This window comes from Actinoplanes campanulatus (assembly GCF_014647795.1).
GTDB lineage: Bacteria > Actinomycetota > Actinomycetes > Mycobacteriales > Micromonosporaceae > Actinoplanes > Actinoplanes campanulatus.
Map to the genome: position 1 here is coordinate 1 of NZ_BMPW01000001.1, position 16,890 is coordinate 16,890.

At 71.9% G+C, this 16,890-nt stretch carries 15 protein-coding genes; 7 read left to right on the forward strand and 8 right to left on the reverse strand.

The window, feature by feature from the left end:
• Positions 1-9: 9 nt before the first annotated feature.
• Together IEZ13_RS00005 and pdxS are read left to right on the forward strand one after the other, a co-directional pair.
• Positions 10-114, forward strand: a complete 105-nt coding sequence (locus IEZ13_RS00005) for a hypothetical protein (RefSeq protein WP_268240069.1) — start codon at positions 10-12, stop codon at positions 112-114.
• A 96-nt stretch (positions 115-210) separates the two neighbouring features.
• Positions 211-1,107, forward strand: coding sequence for a pyridoxal 5'-phosphate synthase lyase subunit PdxS (gene pdxS / locus IEZ13_RS00010; protein WP_183215338.1), 897 nt, complete (start codon positions 211-213; stop codon positions 1,105-1,107).
• 202 nt (positions 1,108-1,309) lie between these two features.
• Here pdxS and IEZ13_RS00015 read toward each other — a convergent pair whose 3' ends face one another.
• Genes IEZ13_RS00015 through pgsA form a run of 4 tightly spaced genes read right to left on the reverse strand, consistent with a single transcriptional unit; the run spans position 1,310 to position 4,484 of the window.
• Positions 1,310-1,825 carry a hypothetical protein gene (locus IEZ13_RS00015; protein ID WP_183215340.1) on the reverse strand — a complete coding sequence of 172 codons (516 nt, stop codon included), beginning with the start codon at positions 1,823-1,825 and terminating at the stop codon, positions 1,310-1,312.
• A 30-nt stretch (positions 1,826-1,855) separates the two neighbouring features.
• On the reverse strand, positions 1,856-2,992 hold the full coding sequence (locus IEZ13_RS00020; protein WP_183215342.1) for a glycosyltransferase family 4 protein: 1,137 nt from the start codon (positions 2,990-2,992) through the stop codon (positions 1,856-1,858).
• Between the two features lie 8 nt (positions 2,993-3,000).
• Positions 3,001-3,867 carry a phosphatidylinositol mannoside acyltransferase gene (locus IEZ13_RS00025; protein WP_183215344.1) on the reverse strand — a complete coding sequence of 289 codons (867 nt, stop codon included), beginning with the start codon at positions 3,865-3,867 and terminating at the stop codon, positions 3,001-3,003.
• The gene (pgsA, locus tag IEZ13_RS00030) at positions 3,864-4,484 is read right to left on the reverse strand and encodes a phosphatidylinositol phosphate synthase (protein ID WP_183215346.1); all 621 of its coding nucleotides are present in this window, start codon (positions 4,482-4,484) and stop codon (positions 3,864-3,866) included. The genes IEZ13_RS00025 and pgsA overlap by 4 nt, the downstream gene beginning before the upstream one ends.
• Before the next feature lie 176 nt (positions 4,485-4,660).
• Here pgsA and IEZ13_RS00035 point away from each other — a divergent pair, with 176 nt between their 5' ends.
• Positions 4,661-6,823 carry an elongation factor G-like protein EF-G2 gene (locus IEZ13_RS00035; RefSeq protein ID WP_183215348.1) on the forward strand — a complete coding sequence of 721 codons (2,163 nt, stop codon included), beginning with the start codon at positions 4,661-4,663 and terminating at the stop codon, positions 6,821-6,823.
• Here IEZ13_RS00035 and IEZ13_RS00040 read toward each other — a convergent pair.
• Positions 6,816-7,985 (reverse strand): FAD-dependent monooxygenase, encoded by a 1,170-nt coding sequence (locus IEZ13_RS00040; protein ID WP_183215351.1) that lies wholly within the window; start codon positions 7,983-7,985, stop codon positions 6,816-6,818. The genes IEZ13_RS00035 and IEZ13_RS00040 overlap by 8 nt on opposite strands.
• A 54-nt stretch (positions 7,986-8,039) precedes the next feature.
• Here IEZ13_RS00040 and IEZ13_RS00045 point away from each other — a divergent pair, with 54 nt between their 5' ends.
• A complete protein-coding gene (locus tag IEZ13_RS00045; RefSeq protein ID WP_183215353.1) occupies positions 8,040-8,621 on the forward strand; it encodes a TetR/AcrR family transcriptional regulator in 582 nt (193 codons plus the stop codon).
• Here IEZ13_RS00045 and IEZ13_RS00050 read toward each other — a convergent pair.
• From IEZ13_RS00050 to IEZ13_RS00060, 3 genes are all read right to left on the reverse strand, one after another.
• Entirely contained in the window at positions 8,592-9,068 is a 477-nt protein-coding gene (locus tag IEZ13_RS00050; RefSeq protein WP_183217109.1) for an HIT family protein, read from the reverse strand. The two genes, IEZ13_RS00045 and IEZ13_RS00050, sit on opposite strands and share 30 nt — an antisense overlap.
• Positions 9,069-9,190: 122 nt before the next feature.
• On the reverse strand, positions 9,191-11,188 hold the full coding sequence (gene thrS / locus IEZ13_RS00055) for a threonine--tRNA ligase (RefSeq protein ID WP_183215355.1): 1,998 nt from the start codon (positions 11,186-11,188) through the stop codon (positions 9,191-9,193).
• Between the two features lie 99 nt (positions 11,189-11,287).
• Positions 11,288-12,205, reverse strand: a complete 918-nt coding sequence (locus IEZ13_RS00060; protein ID WP_183215357.1) for an ADP-ribosylglycohydrolase family protein — start codon at positions 12,203-12,205, stop codon at positions 11,288-11,290.
• A 97-nt stretch (positions 12,206-12,302) separates the two neighbouring features.
• Here IEZ13_RS00060 and IEZ13_RS00065 point away from each other — a divergent pair, with 97 nt between their 5' ends.
• The 3 genes from IEZ13_RS00065 to IEZ13_RS00075 all read left to right on the forward strand — a co-directional run bounded on the left by IEZ13_RS00065 (position 12,303) and on the right by IEZ13_RS00075 (position 16,875).
• Complete coding sequence (locus IEZ13_RS00065) at positions 12,303-12,992, forward strand: response regulator transcription factor (RefSeq protein WP_043525920.1); 690 nt, start codon at positions 12,303-12,305, stop codon at positions 12,990-12,992.
• A gap of 2 nt (positions 12,993-12,994) precedes the next feature.
• Complete coding sequence (locus tag IEZ13_RS00070) at positions 12,995-14,416, forward strand: HAMP domain-containing sensor histidine kinase (protein ID WP_183217111.1); 1,422 nt, start codon at positions 12,995-12,997, stop codon at positions 14,414-14,416.
• A gap of 218 nt (positions 14,417-14,634) precedes the next feature.
• On the forward strand, positions 14,635-16,875 hold the full coding sequence (locus tag IEZ13_RS00075; protein WP_183215359.1) for an RICIN domain-containing protein: 2,241 nt from the start codon (positions 14,635-14,637) through the stop codon (positions 16,873-16,875).
• The last annotated feature ends 15 nt before the right edge of the window (positions 16,876-16,890 follow it).

Here is a 16,890-nt window from a genome sequence, read left to right on the forward strand (position 1 = left end):
CCGAAGGCGATCGCGATCGGCGCGGCCCTGCTGCTGGCCGGCAACTGGATGCTCCACTCGATGATGACCTTCACCACCGAGCTCTTCGAGAAGGTGCCGAGCCTGCTCGCGTAAAGCAGGCCACCGGGGAGCCGATTGGCTATCGGAGCACGTACTGCGCGTTCGTAGTATCCCGTTCATCCGATAACCCGCACGAGGAGCCGAATCCCCATGTCTGAGAACCAGCCCGCCGTCGGAACCGCCCGCGTCAAGCGCGGCATGGCGGAGATGCTCAAGGGCGGCGTGATCATGGACGTGGTCAACGCCGAGCAGGCGAAGATCGCCGAGGACGCGGGCGCCGTCGCGGTCATGGCGCTGGAGCGTGTGCCGGCCGACATCCGCGCCCAGGGTGGCATCTCCCGCATGTCCGACCCCGACATGATCGAGGGGATCATCGGCGCGGTCTCCATCCCGGTGATGGCCAAGGCCCGCATCGGCCACTTCGTCGAGGCCCAGGTGCTCCAAGCGCTCGGCGTCGACTACGTGGACGAGTCCGAGGTGCTCTCCCCCGCCGACTTCGCCAACCACATCGACAAGTGGCAGTTCACCGTGCCGTTCGTCTGCGGGGCCACCAACCTGGGCGAGGCGCTGCGCCGGATCACCGAGGGCGCCGCCATGATCCGGTCGAAGGGTGAGGCCGGCACCGGTGACGTCTCCAACGCCACCACCCACATGCGGAAGATCCGGGCCGAGATCCGCCGGTTGCAGACCCTGCCCGAGGACGAGCTGTACGTGGCCGCCAAGGAGCTCCAGGCGCCGTACGAGCTGGTCAAGGAGGTCGCCGAGCTGGGCAAGCTGCCGGTCGTGCTGTTCACCGCGGGCGGCATCGCCACCCCCGCCGACGCGGCCATGATGATGCAGCTCGGCGCCGAGGGCGTCTTCGTCGGCTCCGGCATCTTCAAGTCCGGCAACCCGGCCCAGCGCGCCGCCGCCATCGTGAAGGCCACCACCTTCCACGACGACCCGGACGTGATCGCCAAGGTCTCCCGCGGCCTGGGCGAGGCCATGGTCGGCATCAACGTCGAGGACGAGCCGGTCCCCCACCGCCTCTCCGAGCGCGGCTGGTGACTGAGCTAGCTTTGCTCCGCTTCGCTCCGCGGCAAAACGCTGGGCCTAATTGGCTCCGCTTCGCTCCGCGGCAAAACGCCTTGTAACCGGTGACGAGGCAGGTGATTTCCCGCCGCCAGCAAAACCCGCTGGCGTCGGCAAATCACCTGCCTCGTCACCGGCGGCGTTTTGCGGAGTGACCGTTCCCGAGAGGGTCAGCGGATCAGACGGCCTGGGCGGGTAGTGGGGCCGGGGGGAGTTCGGGCAGCACCGGCTCGACGATGTCGAAGTACTCCGGCCGCGGGTAGCGGCGGGCCAGCCGGAGCAGGCGGACGACCACCCGGCGGCGGGCGTTCTGCGCGTCCCGGACCTGGTCGGTGTGCACCTGGCGGGCCAGCACGACACGCCGGCTGGTGGCCACCAGGGTGCGCGCCGCCGGGTCGGCCGGGTCCAGGACGACCTTCTGCAACTGGCGGGTCAGGTCGTTCTCCGCCGTCTCCCGCTCGCCGGGGTCGGCGTCCAGCGCCAGCCGGGCCGCCGCGTACAGCTCCACCGACTCGGCCTGCTCGGCGACCACCGCGGCCGCCGCGGCCCGGCGCAACAGATGCGCGTCCAGCGCCCGCTCGGCCGACCGGGCCCGCGCGTGCAGGCGTTCCACCCGCTGGGCGGTCCAGCCGAGGTACGCCGAGAAGATCGCGGCCAGCACGACGACTCCCACCACCCACCACATGCCGGGCATCGTAGTGCCCGTCTGTCACCGTGGTGGTGGTCAGGACCACTCGTCGTCGAAAACCCTCCCGTCGGTGGCCTCGATCGCGGTCGCGTACACCTCGAGCACCCGGTTGGCCACACTCGGCCAGTCGAACGTCCCGACCACCTGACGCGCGCAGGAGGACAGGGCGGCCCGCCGGGCCGGGTCGTCCAGCAGGTCGCCGAGCAGCCGGGTGAGCGCGGCCTGGTCGCCGTTGGGGAACAGCGCGCCGGCCCGGCCGCCGTCCAGCACCCGGCGGAACGCGTCCAGGTCGCTCGCCGCGATCGTCGCGCCGGCCGCCATCGCCTCGGTGAGGATCATGCCGAAGCTCTCGCCGCCGGTGTTCGGGGCCACGTAGACGTCGACGCTGCGCAGCATCCGGGCCTTGTCCGCCTCGGAGACCAGGCCCAGGAACTCCACCCGGTCGTGCAGGTCGGCGGGGATGTCGTCGTACAGCTCGTCGCGGTCGCCCGGGCCGGCCACCAGCAGCCGCAGCCCGGGACGTTCGCGAGCCAGCGACACGTACGCCGTACGCAGCAGGGGGAAGCCCTTGCGCGGCTCGGTGAACCGGCCCAGGAAGCCCAGCGTCCCACCCTGGCCGGGCCATCCCGGCAATGGCGAAGCCGAGGCGAACTTGGCCACCGCGACCCCGTTGGGGATCTCGACGGCGCCGCCACCGAGATGCTCGACCTGCACCTTGCGGGCCAGTTCGCTGACCGCGATCCGGGCGGTGATCTTCTCCGCCACCGGCTGGAGGAACGGCTGCAACCCGGAGAGCGCCCGGGACCGGGTCATCGCGGTGTGGAAGGTGGCCACCACCGGGCCACGCGCGGAGACCACGGCCAGGAACGACAGGCTGGGCGAGAACGGCTCGTGCACGTGGAGCACGTCGAACTCGCCGTGCTTGAGCCAGCGCCGGACCCGGGCCGTGGAGACCGGCCCGAACGCGATCCGGGCCACCGACCCGTTGTACGGCAGTGCCACCGCGCGCCCGGCGGGCACCAGGTAGTCCGGCAGTTCCGCGTCGTCGTCGGCGGGCGCCAGCACGCTCACCACGTGACCGAGGCCGAGCAGCGCCTCCGCCAGGTCCATGATGTGGTTCTGCACGCCGCCGGGGACGTCGAACGAGTAGGGCGAGACGATCCCGATCCGCACGGCGCCTCCTAGAGCCAGAGCTTCTGGAGCATGTGCCAGTCCTGCGGGTGGTCGGCGATGCCGGCCGCGTACGCGTCCGCGAGCTGCTGGGTGGTCCGCTTGATCCGTTCGTCGAGCGGCCCGTCGGCGGGTGGGGTGATCTCGCGCATCCGGGCCATCACCCGCCGCTCGTCGTACCAGCAGTCGACCGCGAAGATCGGCGCCCCGGTGCGGATGGCGAGCAGCGCGGGCCCGCCCGGCATCCGGGTGCGCCCGCCGAAGAACTCCACCTCGACGCCGGAGCGGGACAGGTCCCGGTCGCCGAGCAGGGCCACCACCCAGCCCTTCCCCAGGTGTTCGGTGAGCACTTCCAGGGGTGACCGCTCGCCGCCGGTGTGCGGGAGCACCTTCATGCCGAGCTTCTCCCGGTACGCCAGGAACGCCCGGGCCACCCCCTCGGGCTTGAGCCGCTCGGCCACCGTGATCAACGGCCAGTCGTGCGAGCACACCCAGGCGCCGGCCGCGTCCCAGTTCGCCACGTGCGGCAGCGCCAGGATCACGCCGTTGCCGTCGGTGGCCGCCTTCTTCAGCTTCTGGTAGCTCTCCGGGACCATGAAGAACCCGTCGAGGAACTGCGCACGGTTCTGCGTCGGCAGGCGGAACGCCTCCATCCAGTACCGCGCGTAGGAGCGCAGCGCGTCGCGGACCAGGGTCTCCGGCATGTCCTCGCCGACGACCTGCCGCAGGTTGCGCCGCAGCCGCTGGGTGCCGGGGCCGTCACCCTTCCAGGCGCGGTCGGCCACCGTCCGGAACAGCCTCTTCGCCACCGGGAGCGGGAGCGCACGAACCACCCGCCACCCGGCCAGGTAGCCGAGCTCGATCAACCGGTCCTTCACTCGGCCGGCGCCTTCGGCTCGGTGCGCCGCGCGTGCAGCAGCCGCTGGAAGGCGGTGATCACGGAGAGCACGGCCAGCACCCAGAGCGCGGCCGGCAGGCCCCACTCCAGGCCGGCCGCGCCGAGCAGGCCGCCCGCACCGACGATGAGCAGCCGTTCCAGGCGCTCGGCGATGCCGACGTCGGCGTTCAGGCCGAGGCTCTGGGCGCGGGCCTTGACGTACGACACGACCTGCCCGAAGACCAGGCTGATCAGGGCCGCGACGACACCGCCGTACGGGTTGCCCTCGGTGGCGAGGTAGTAGGCGACGGCCCCGAACACGGCGCCGTCGGCGATCCGGTCCATGGACGAGTCGAGCAACGCCCCGAACTTGGAGGAACCGCCCCGTATCCGGGCCATTGTGCCGTCGAGCACGTCGGTGAGGGCACAGGCGGTTACGATCACGGTGGCCCAGAACAGGTGACCCTGCGCACCGAGGTACGAACCGAACAGCACGCCGACCGTGCCTGCGATGGTGACCGCGTCGGGTGAGACGCCGATCCGGAGAAGAAAACGGGCGACGGGGTCGACGACATATGCGACGACGGCGCGGGCCGTTGATTGAACGATCTTTGCCATGGCCGTCCCACCATAACGGGGTGCGACCAGCGGTGGTACGGCTCAGGCCGCGGGTTGGCCGGATCGTCACCATCCGGCACAGTTACCGGCCTGAAGTCCTTGCGACCACTACCGCGCCGGGTGTGGGATTCAAACAACAGCGGTGTAACAAACGGGAAACGACGGGAGCGCTCGGCATGGCGCAGAAGACTTCGGAGAAAGGGCTTGCCGGCGCCGGTGCGCCGGCGGTGACCGACCCCGGCAGAGTTCGTAACGTGGTGCTCGTCGGCCACTCCGGTTCCGGGAAGACGACCCTGGTCGAGGCGCTGCTCTCGGCCAGCGGGACGATTCCGCGGGCGGGCGGGGTGACCGAGGGCACCACGGTGACCGATCACGACCCGGCGGCGATCCGGCAGCAGCGTTCGGTGGCGCTGGCCTGCGCGCCGCTGATGCACGGCGATGTGAAGATCAATCTGTTGGACACCCCGGGGTACGCCGACTTCGTCGGTGAGCTGCGGGCCGGGCTGCGGGCCGCGGACGGCGCGCTGTTCGTGGTCTCCGCGGTCGACGGCGTGGACGACTCCACGGTGTCTCTCTGGGAGGAGTGCGCCGCGGTCGGCATGCCGCGCGCCGTCGCCATCACCCGCCTCGACCACCCGCGCGCCGACTACGACCAGGCGCTGCAGGACTGCCAGGAGGCGTTCGGCGAGAACGTCATGCCGATCTACCAGCCGATGCTCGCCGACGACGGGCAGGCCGTCGCCGGGCTGCTCGGGCTGATCACCCTGCGGGTGCTGGACTACTCGGCCGGCTACCCGCCGCGGGCGGGCGAGGCCGAACCGGAGCACCTGAACCCGATCTCCGACGACCGGAACACGCTGATCGAGGGCATCATCGCGGAGAGCGAGGACGAGACCCTCATGGACCGCTACCTCGGCGGCGAGATGATCAGCACGGACGCCCTGATCCCGGACCTGGAGAAGGCCGTCGCGCGAGGGAACTTCTACCCGGTCGTCCCGGTCTGCGCCGGCACCGGCGTCGGCCTGGACGCGCTGCTCGACGTCATCGCCAGCGGCTTCCCGTCACCGCTGGAGCACGATCTGCCGGTCGTCACCGGGGTGGACGGCTCACCCCGCCCGCCGCTGACCTGCGACCCGTCCGGCCCGCTGGTGGCCGAGGTGGTCCGCACCACGATCGACCGGCACGTCGGCCGGGTCTCCCTGGTCCGGGTCTTCTCCGGCACCCTGCGCCCCGATCAGACGCTGCACGTCTCGGGGCACGGCATGGCCGAGCGCGGGCACCCCGACCACGACGCCGACGAGCGGGTGGCGCACGTCTACTCCCCGCTCGGCGCCCAGCTCCGCGAGGTGCCCTCCTGCCTGGCGGGCGACCTCTGCGCGATCACCAAGTCGGGCTCGGCGGAGACCGGTGACACCCTGTCCAGCAAGGACGATCCGCTGCTCATGGAGCCGTGGCGGATGCCCGAGCCGCTGCTGCCGATCGCCGTGGTGGCCAAGACCCGCTCGGACGAGGACGCCCTCGCCAAGAACCTGGCGAAGCTGGTCGCCGGTGACCCGACGCTGCGCCTGGAGCGCAACGCCGAGACCCACCAGCTGGTGCTCTGGACCATGGGCGAGTCGCACGCGGACGTTGTGCTCGACCGGCTCCGCTCGGGCGGCGTCGAGCTGGACACCGAGCCGGTCAAGGTGGCGCTGCGGGAGACGTTCGGCAGCGGGGCCAAGGGCCACGGCCGGCACGTGAAGCAGTCCGGCGGCCACGGACAGTACGCGGTCTGCGACATCGAGGTGGAGCCGCTGCCCCGCGGCGAGGGCTTCCAGTTCGTCGACCGGGTGGTGGGCGGCGCCGTGCCGCACAACTACATCCCGTCGGTGGAGAAGGGCGTCCGCGCCCAGCTCGAGCGCGGCCTGGCCGCCGGCTGCCCGGTGGTGGACGTCAAGGTCACCCTCTACGACGGCAAGGCGCACAGTGTCGACTCCTCGGACGCCGCCTTCCAGACGGCCGGGGCGCTGGCGCTGCGGGCCGCCGCCGAACAGGGCCACATCACCCTGCTCGAGCCGGTGGACGAGATCGTGGTGCGGGTGCCGGAGTCCTACGTCGGCGCGGTGATGAGCGACCTGTCCGGCCGCCGCGGCCGCCCGATGGGCAGCGAGTCCGGCGGCGAGGGCGAGGCCAGCCTGGTCCGCGCCGAGGTCCCGGCCACCGAGCTGGTCCGCTACGCCGTCGAGCTGCGTGCGCTCACCTCGGGCACCGGCACCTTCACCCGGCACTACATCCGGCACGAGCCGATGCCCCCGCACCTGGCCGAGGCCGTGCGCAAGGAGCACGCGGTGGCTAGATGACGATGGCGTTGGCCGCCTCGTGCATCGGCGCGAGCACCTTGTCGATCACCTGCTCCTTGCGCGGGTGGAAGCGCAGGGTCCGCATCCCGTAGTTGCGGACGGCGATGGCGAGGCGGCTGCCGGGCACCATGTCCCGGGCCATCTTCCGGCCGAAGGCCATGTTCTTCTCCACGTACGGCCGCATCTCGGCCTCGTAGGCGGCGAGCCCGCCCGGGGTGCCGAGATGCCGGCCGAGCACGTAGGCCCCGGTCAGGGCCACGCTGGTGCCCTGCCCGGAGGCCGGTGACGGACAGTACGCCGCGTCGCCGAGCAGCGTCACCCGCCCGGCCGACCAGCTCGGCAGCTCCACCTGACTGATCGAGTCGAAGTAGAAGTCGGCGGAGGTGTCCATCGCCGCCAGGAACGCGTCGCTGCGCCAGCCGCGGCCCGCGAAGGCCGCCCGGACGAGGTCCTTCTGTCCGGCCACGTCACGCCGGTCGTGGTCGAGCGGGCCGGCCGCGAAGGTCATGCCGACCAAGGCCTGCTCACCGGCGCCCATCGCATACGCGAAGATCAGCCGGCCGGGCTCCGTATACATGATCTCCTCCCGGTCGATGCCCAGGTCGTTGGGCGCCGAGAAGATCGAGATATACGCGCCCAGGTGATTCAGCGGAGTCTCGCCCAGCACCCGCCGCCGGGTCGCCGAGTGCAGGCCGTCTGCGCCGACCACGAACGCGAACACCGCCCGGGCACCGCTCTCGAAGGTGACCTCCACCCCGTCCGGCCCGTCGGCGAGGCCGGCGATCGCGTCGCCGAACCGGTAGTCCACGTCGCCGACGGTGGCGTCGAACAGGATCCGCCCGAGGTCGCCGCGCATGATCTCCAGGTCGTCGCCGCGCCGGCCCATCAGCAGGTCGGCCGGGAGGCTGGCGATCGGCCGTCCGTCCCGCTTCACATAGGTGATCCGCCGCATCCCGGTGTCCCGCTCGCGGGCCGCCTCGTGCAGGCCCATGCGCGCCAGGACCGTGGTCGCCGCACCGCGGACGTCCACCTTGTAGCCCTCCGCCCGCAGCTCCGGCGCCCGCTCCACGACGGTGACCCGCCACCCCGCCCGCACCAGCCAGAAGGCCAGCGCCGGGCCCGCCACACCCGCTCCTGAAATCAACACCTCGCGATTGGTCATGCGAAAAACTATACAAGCGTCTTAGACGCTTGTATAGAAGTTAGGATGCGCGGCATGGGCCACCGGGAAGACCTGCTGGTAGGAGCGAAGCGAGCGCTCTACGAGAAGGGGTACGCCAACATCACCGCACGCGACATCGTGTTCGCCTCCGGGACGAACCTGGCGTCGATCGGCTACCACTACGGATCGACGAAGGCGCTGCTCACCGCCGCGATGATCAGCTCGATGGAGGACTGGGGCGAGGCGGTCGGCCGGGCGCTGAGCGAACCGGACGACGACGGCGACGCCGAGCCGATGCTGCGGTTCTGGCGGCGGGTGATCCGCTCCATCCAGGCGGACCGGCCGCTCTGGCTCGCCAGCGTCGAGGCGCTGACCCAGAGCGAGCACGACCCGGCGCTGCGCGCCCAGCTCGCGGCCGGCGTCCACGAGGGCCGTAAGGGCATGACCGCGCTGGTCACCGGCCGGCCCGAGGACGAGCTGGAGGAGGCCACCGTGCGCACCGTCGGCGCCGTCCAGATGGCGTTGATGTCCGGGGTGGTGACCCAGTGGCTCACCGACCCGGCGACCGCCCCGTCGGCCGAGGAGGTCGTCGCCGGGATCCGGGCCCTAGGCGGCGGGCCAGTTCTTGGCCAGTAGGTCCCGGGTGTCGTAGAGCAACTGCGGCAGCACCTTGGTCCGGCCGACCACCGGCATGAAGTTGGCGTCGCCGCCCCACCGCGGCACCACGTGCTGGTGCAGGTGGGCGGCGATCCCGGCGCCGGCCACCGAGCCCTGGTTCATCCCCAGGTTGAAGCCGTGCGGGCTGCTGCTCGCCCGGATCACCCGCATCGCCGTCCGGGTGAACGCGGCCACCTCGACCGTCTCGGACTCGGTGAGGTCGGTGTAGTCGGCCACATGCCGGTACGGGCAGATCAGCAGGTGCCCCGGGTTGTACGGGTACAGGTTCAGCACCGCGAAGACCAGCTCGCCCCGCGCCACCACCAGCGTCTCCGCCTCGGGCCGGCCGGGCGCCAGGCAGAACGGGCAGCCGGCGGGTTTCTCGTACCCACCCTCGGGCCGGTCCTCGCCCGAGATGTAGGTCATCCGGTGCGGCGTCCAGAGCCGCTCCAGCCCGTCCGGCTCACCCAGATCGTCCACGTCCGCATCCTATGCGGAACCGGCCTCCACCGAACATCGCGCTGGGCGGTGGAGGCCGGTGACCGCGGTCAGGCCGCCGAGGGCCCGGTGTTGACCCGGGAGCGAACCACCTCGACCACGTGCGCGACCGCCTCGTCGATGGAGACGCCGTTGCGCTGCGAGCCGTCCCGGTAGCGGAACGACACGGTGCCGCCGTTGACGTCGTCGTCGCCGGCGATCGCCATGAACGGGATCTTCTGCTGCTGGGCGGTGCGGATCTTCTTCTGCATCCGCTCGGTGGAGTGGTCCACTTCCGCCCGGATGCCTGCTTTACGAAGCTTCGTGACGAATTCCTCGAGGTACGAGGCGTGGTCGTCGCGGATCGGGATGCCGACCACCTGCACCGGCGCGAGCCAGGCCGGGAACGCGCCCGCGTAGTGCTCGACCAGCACGCCGAAGAACCGCTCGATCGAGCCGAACTTCGCGGAGTGGATCATCACCGGCTCCTGCCGGGTGCCGTCGGCCGCCTGGTACTCCAGACCGAACCCGGCGGGCTGGTTGAAGTCGTACTGGATGGTCGACATCTGCCACGTACGGCCGATCGCGTCCTTCGCCTGGACACTGATCTTCGGGCCGTAGAAGGCCGCGCCACCCGGGTCGAGCACCAACTCCAGGCCGGACTCGGTAGCCACGTCCTCCAGGACCTTGGTGGCCTTCTCCCACTGTTCGTCCGTACCGATGAACTTGTCGCTCTTCGGGTCTCGGGTCGACAGCTCCAGGTAGTAGTCGTCCAGGCCGAAGTCGTCGAGCAGCGAGCGGACGAAGTTCAGCAGGTGCTTGATCTCGGCCGGGGCCTGCTCGGCGGTGACGTAGGAGTGCGAGTCGTCCTGGGTCAGGCCGCGCACCCGGGTCAGGCCGTGCACCACGCCGGACTTCTCGTAGCGGTAGACCGTGCCGAACTCGAACAGCCGCATCGGCAGCTCACGGTAGGACCGCCCGCGCGACCTGAAGATCAGGTTGTGCATCGGGCAGTTCATCGCCTTGAGGTAGTAGTTCGCCCCCTCCAGCTCCATCGGGGGGAACATGGTGTCCTTGTAGTACGGCAGGTGGCCCGAGGTGTGGAACAGGCCTTCCTTGGTGATGTGCGGCGAGCCGACGTACTGGAAGCCCTCTTCGATGTGGCGGGCGCGGACGTAGTCCTCCATCTCGCGCTTGATCACCCCACCCTTCGGGTGGAAGACCACGAGACCCGACCCGATCTCGTCGGGAAAGGAGAAGAGGTCCAGCTCGGTGCCCAGCTTGCGGTGGTCGCGGCGCTCGGCCTCGGCGAGACGGTTGAGGTACGCCTTGAGTTCGTCCCGCGACGGCCACGCCGTCCCGTAGACGCGCTGCAGCTGCGGGTTCTTCTCCGAGCCGCGCCAGTAGGCGGCGGCCGACCGCATCAGCTTGAACGCCGGGATGAGCCGGGTCGACGGCAGGTGCGGGCCGCGGCACAGGTCGCCCCAGACGCGGTTGCCGTCCTTGTCCAGGTTGTCGTAGTGGGTCAGCTCGCCCGCACCGACGGCGGCGGCCTCCTCGTCCACGTCACCCTTGATGTCGACCAGTTCGAGCTTGAACGGCTCGGCGTGCAGCTCGGCCTTGGCCTCGTCGAGAGTCCCGTACTCCCGGCGGTTGAAGGTCTGCCCGGCCTTGATGATCTCCTGCATCCGCTTCTCGAGCTTCGTCAGGTCCTCGGGCTGGAACGGCTTCTCGACGTCGAAGTCGTAGTAGAACCCGTCCCGGATCGGCGGGCCGATGCCCAGCTTCGCCTCCGGGAACACGTCCTGCACGGCCTGGGCCAGCACGTGCGCGGTGGAGTGGCGCAGCACGTCGAGGCCGTCCGGGGTGTCGATGGCGACCGGGGTCACCTCGGCGTCGGCCGCCGGCGCCCAGTTCAGGTCGCGCAGCCGGCCGTCGGCCTCACGGACCACGACGATCGCCTTCGGCCCGTGCGCGGGAAGCCCCGCGGCGGCCACCGCGTCGGCCGCCGTAGTCCCGGCCGGGACGACTAGGGGGTCGGCCACAGCGGGTGTACGGGGTGCAGACACGGTGATCTCCATTCGTGTGGGTCGGCCTCGGCTGCTCCGGGCCGTCCCTGATGCTATCCGCCCGGTTTCGCCCGGCTCCCCAGTCCCCACCGGCCCGGGCTATTCCCCGTCGGCCCCGGCCGACCAGGCGGGAAGCGGTTCGCGGGCCGACAGCCACGCCGCCGGGATGCCCTCCACGCCGGTGTACGCCGCCACGACTCCCCCGGCGATCGCCGCGGTGGTGTCGACGTCCCCGCCGGCGACCACGCACGCCGCCACGGCCGCCGGATAGTCGTCCAGGAACCGGTCGGCGACCCACAGGGCGAACGGCACGGTGTCCTGAGCCGTCGCCTGCCCGCCCGAGCCGAGCCGGTGGGCCGCCTCCACGACCGTCGTGGTCAGACCGGCCGCCTCGATCAGGCCGTCGTGGACCACTCCGGCCGGGGTGTGCCCCGCCGTGGCGCGCAGCAGTTGCCCGGGCTCGGGCCGGTGGCCGTTGAGCCGGGCGGCGGCGGCCACCGCGGCGGCCACGGTGACGGCCGCGCCACCGGCGATCCCCTCCGGGTGCGCGTGGGTGACCTCCGCGGCGCGGACCCCCTGAACGGCCGCGTGGACCAGGGAATCCGCGTGCCAGGCGCCCAGCGGCGCGGCGCGCATCGCCGCGCCGTTGCCGCAGGAGCCCTGGCCGTTGAAGGCGGCGGCCGCGGCGATCGGCCAGGGCAGGCCGTCCCGGATCTCGCGCAGCATGGTCACCGCGCCGGGACCGTAACCCCGGTACGGCTCGAAGCGGGCGGCGAGCAGGGTGGCGAAGGCGTCCCGGTCGAAGTCGCCCTCGGCCAGGGTGGCGACCAGGCAGCAGGCCTGCTCGGTGTCGTCGGTCCACTCCCAGGGTGGTTCCGGGAGGCGCGCTTCGAGGAGGTCGGAGGGGCGGTTGCCGGGCACGAAGTACTGCGCGCCGAGGGCGTCGCCGACGCTCAGGCCGGCCAGGGACTCCAGGGCGAGCGTGCGGCGGGTATCGGGAAAGAGTGTGAAAGACATCGGTACTTCGGATCGTATTCCATCACTGAGAGTCATCAAAGACTCTCGCTCGATCACCCTTTAGGTTCTGCCTTGCCATGGACGCTACGGTCTTCGCATGGCCACGGTGTTGCTCGTCGAAGACGACCATGTCGTGCGCGGCGCCATGCTCCGTTCGCTCGCCGATCGAGGGCACGCCGTGCACGCCGTCGGCACCGCCCTGGAAGCGTTGCGGCGGGTCGCCGCGGAGACGCCCGACCTCGTCGTGCTGGACCTCGGACTCCCCGATCTGGACGGATCGGACGCGCTGCGGATGCTGCGCGGCATCACCGACGTGCCGATCATCATCGCCACCGCGCGCGACGACGAGCAGACCGTCGTGCGGCTGTTGCGGGCCGGCGCCGACGACTACATGGTCAAGCCGTTCACCGGCGCCCACCTGGACGCGCGGATAGCCACCGTGCTGCGCCGCGTCGGCCGGGCCAGCCGGGCCGCGCAACCCGCCGTCCACGAGGTGGGCGAGCTGCGGGTGGACGTCGGCGAGCGCAGCGCCACCCTCGGCGATCAGCCGCTGGCGCTGACCCGCAAGGAGTTCGACCTGCTGGCCTACCTCGCCGCCCGTCCGGGCCGAGTGGTTTCCCGTCGCGAGCTGTTGGAGGAGGTATGGCGACAGCCATCGGTCGGCGAGGACCAGACCATCGACGTGCATTTGTACTGGCTTCGCCGGAAACTGGGCGAATCCGCGGCGAAGCCCCGCTACCTGCGCACCGTGCGGGGGGTCGGATTCCGGTTGGTGGCGCCGGACTGAGGCTGCGGCTGGCGTACACCACCGCCGCCACCACCGCCGTCGCCGCACTCGTCTTCCTCGTCCCGCTCGGCTGGGGCCTGCGCAACGATCACCGGGAGGCCGCTCTCGCCGACGCCGCCGCGCGTACCTCGACGGTGGCCGGCGCCATCGCGGCCGGAACCGGCGAACGTGGCCTGGCCGCCGCGACCACGCTGGCCGGCGGCTCGCCGGTGGTGCACACCCCGGGCCTCGCCCCGTCCACCGGCGGGCGGGCCGACGGCGCGCTGATCGACCGGGCCGCGACCACGCCCGAGCCGACCGTCGAGGACGTCGACGGCGGCGTGGTGCACCTGCGACCGGTCACCGTCGGGGACCGGATCCTGGTGGTCGAGGCGTTCGTGCCCGCCTCCGCGCTGAACCGGAACACCGCCCGCGACTGGTGGCTGCTGCTCGGCCTCGCCGTGATGCTGGTCGGTGGCGCCGTCGTGGTGGTGGACCGGCTGGCCCGGGGCGCGGTCGACTCGGCCCGCAATCTGGTCGACGCGGCGCTCGCGGTCGGTGACGGGGACCTCGGCGTACGGATCAGCCCGTCCGGGCCGCGCGAGCTCGCCGAGGCGGGCTACGCCTTCAACCGGATGGCCGACCGCTTGGTAACCTCCCGGACCGACGAACGCGAACTGGTCGCCGACCTGTCGCACCGGCTGCGTACCCCGCTGACCGCGCTGCGGCTCGACGCCGAGGCGCTCGACCCGGACGACACCCAGATCATCGACCTCACCGCGGACGAGGTCGATCGCCGCCGCGGCATCCGGCGCATCCGGCAGGCGATCACCACCCTGGAGGACGAGGTCAACCACCTGATCAACACCACCCGGCAGGCCGTCGCCGACCGGGTGGCCGCCGCGCCCGAGGACGGGCTGTGCGACGCCAGCGAGGTGGTCCGCGAGCGGATGATGTTCTGGTCCGCGCTCGCCGGCGACCAGGAGCGGCAGTACCGGGTGGTCGGCGCGCACCTGCGGATCCCGGTGCCGGTGGCCCGGGCCGAGCTGGCCGCCGCGCTGGACGCGGTGCTCGGCAACGTCTTCCGCTACACCCCGCAGGGCACCGCCTTCGAGGTCGGGCTGTCCCGGCGCGACGGCTGGGTGGCGCTGCGGATCGACGACGCCGGCCCCGGCATCGGAGATCCACAGGGGGCGTTGCGGCGCGGGCAGAGCAATCAGGGTTCCACCGGTCTGGGGCTGGACATCGCCCGCCGGGTGGCGCAGGCTACCGGCGGGTCGCTCAGCCTGGACCGGGCCGCCATGGGTGGCGCCAGCGTGGTCATGCTGCTGGCCGACGCGGATGCCACCCCCAAACAGCCGAGCAGGTTCGGGCTGGTCGGACGGGGCCGGCCGGCACGCGACCGCGATCCGGGACGACGTCGCTGGCAACGAGGACGGGAATGAGCCGTATCCCCCGAACGACACAGCACTGGCTTATATCTGTTTTAAGAACGTTCCCCTGGGGACGCGAGGCTGGCAGGGTTCCCCTCGATCCCATCCGGCTTCCCGGATCGCAACCCGCAGCGCGTCCCCTACGCCGCGAACCGCGAAGCCACCGCGCGGTGGGAGGCGGTCACCCCATGGACCCCTCCCACCGCCACACAGCTCGACGAGGAGACGCCGTGTCCGCGCATCGCCGGCCGACGTTCCGCGGGTCGCCGCCAGGACGGCGCCGCGCGGCGAGCCCCCCGAAGCCGCCGCGCACACGCTCCGCGACCTTCCGGCTCCTTCCGGTAGCCCTCGGACTGGCCCTGCTCGGTGTCGGCGGTGTGATCGGCCCCAGCGTGATCGGCGCCGGGCCGTCCGACGACTTCTCGCTGACCTCGCTGCCGAGCGACGCCCCCGAGCAGGGGCTGGTCTACAGCGGACTCAAACTGGCCTCCTCCGGCTCGGTCTGCGCCGGGGCGTACCAGCTGTACGAGGAGGTCTGCACGCACGGCCCGGACCCGGCCCCGGCCGGTCTCGCGGTGCGCCGTGACGTCGCCCCGGTGACCGCTGGCAGCGACCAGATCACCCCGGTCCGGCGGGAGACCGGCAACGTGCCCGGGGACGCCGAGATCGCCCGCGACGAGGGCGGCAGCGCGATCACCGCGGACGCCCCCGCGCTGGTGCCGGACGCCGCTCCCGGACAGGCCGACTTCATCCTCGGCCCGGACGACGTGGCCTGCGCCGGCGACGGCCGTACCGGCAAGCGGGTGCAGTTGCTCTATCTGCACGAGTCGGGCAGCGCCAGCCGGTACCCGAAGTTCCTGAACTCGTTCCGGACCTGGGCCGCCGGGGTGGACGCCATCTACGACGCCAGCGCGGGCGAGACCGGCGGCTCCCGCCACATCCGGTACGTGACGACGCCCGAGTGCCGCGCCGACGTGGCCGAGGTGGAACTGCCGGACGGCTCGCTGCGGACGTTCACCGCGACCATCGACGCGCTGCGCGGGCTCGGCTACAACCGCACCGACCGCAAGTACCTGATGTTCGCCGACACGAACCTGTACTGCGGCATCTCGACCTACGTCAACGACACCCGGTCCGGCCGCGGCAACCGCAACAACGGCGGCCCGTCGTACGCCCGGGTCGACTCCGGCTGCTGGAGCGCCGCGATGGCCGCCCACCAGCTCACCCGCTCGCTCGGCGCGGTCCTCACCGACTCGCCGAACGCCACCGGGGCGGGCGGTTGCCTGGACGAGTACGACCTGCTGTGCGCCCCGGACCGGACCGGCAAGCCGGTGAAGGACGTGTGCCCGAAGAAGAACGAGATCCGCCTCGACTGCGGTCACGACGACTACTTCAGCACCAACCCGAAGCCGGGCAGCTACCTGGACGGGCACTGGAACGTGGCGCTCAGCGAGTTCCTGCTGCGCAGCGACGGCGGCGACGACATCCCGGACACCCCGGGCGCCACCGTGCCGGACCGGGGCACGCCGGCCGGCCCCCCGCCGGTGAACCCGTCCGCGCCGGTTCCCGCGCCGAGCGCGGCGAAGCCGAGCCCGAGCGCCTCCACGCCCACGCCCGGGCCCAGCGTCTCGGCGAGCACCGGGCCGGCGCCGCAGCCCAGCGTCTCCGCCGGGCTGCCGCAGGTGGAGATCACCCCGGTCGCGCACCACACCAAACCGCCCAAGAAGGGTGGCACCGGCGACCAGCCCGGTGGTGGCGACGGGGTCCCGGCGGCGCCGTCCGAGGTGACCGGCGACGGGGTGCAGGCGGTGCTGGAGATCCGCGAGGCGACCAGCGGCTCGGTCCGGCTGATCTGGAGCGCGGCCGCCGACGACGCCGAGTACGAAGTGTCGGTGGACGGCGAGCCGGTGGCCACCACCCGCGCCACCCGGGCCCGTCTGATCGGCTTGAGGCCGGACGCGAAGTACCGGGTCGAGGTCCGCAACCGGAGGCTGGGCTACCACGCCAAGGGCACCGCCGAGACGGCGCCGTCGGCCCGCCCGGTGCAGAACTCCTGGTTCGTGCTGACCAACTCGCTGACCGGCGGCGCGGCCGACCTGTACGCGGCCCGCACGGCCGACGGCACCCCGGTCGTCCTCGGCAGCGACGAGGGCGGCACCCAGCAGCAGTGGCAGCTGGTGCCGGCCGAGGGCGGCGCCTACTCGCTGGTCTCCAAGGCGAGCAACCGCTGTGTGGTCCCGCTCGGCGGGGCCGCGGTCGCCGGGGCCCCGCTGGTGCAGGGCGACTGCAAGGCCGGCGGCGCGGCGGCGCGGTGGACGCTGCGTGCCTCGGCGTACGGCTTCACCATCCGGGCTGCCACCGGTGACCTGGTGATCGGCGTGGGCGCCCAGCGCTTCGGCACGCGCCGCGTGCTGGTTCTGCAGAAAGACACCGACCAGCGGCACCAGAGCTGGACGGCGGTTCCCGACTGACCGGCGGAGGACGAC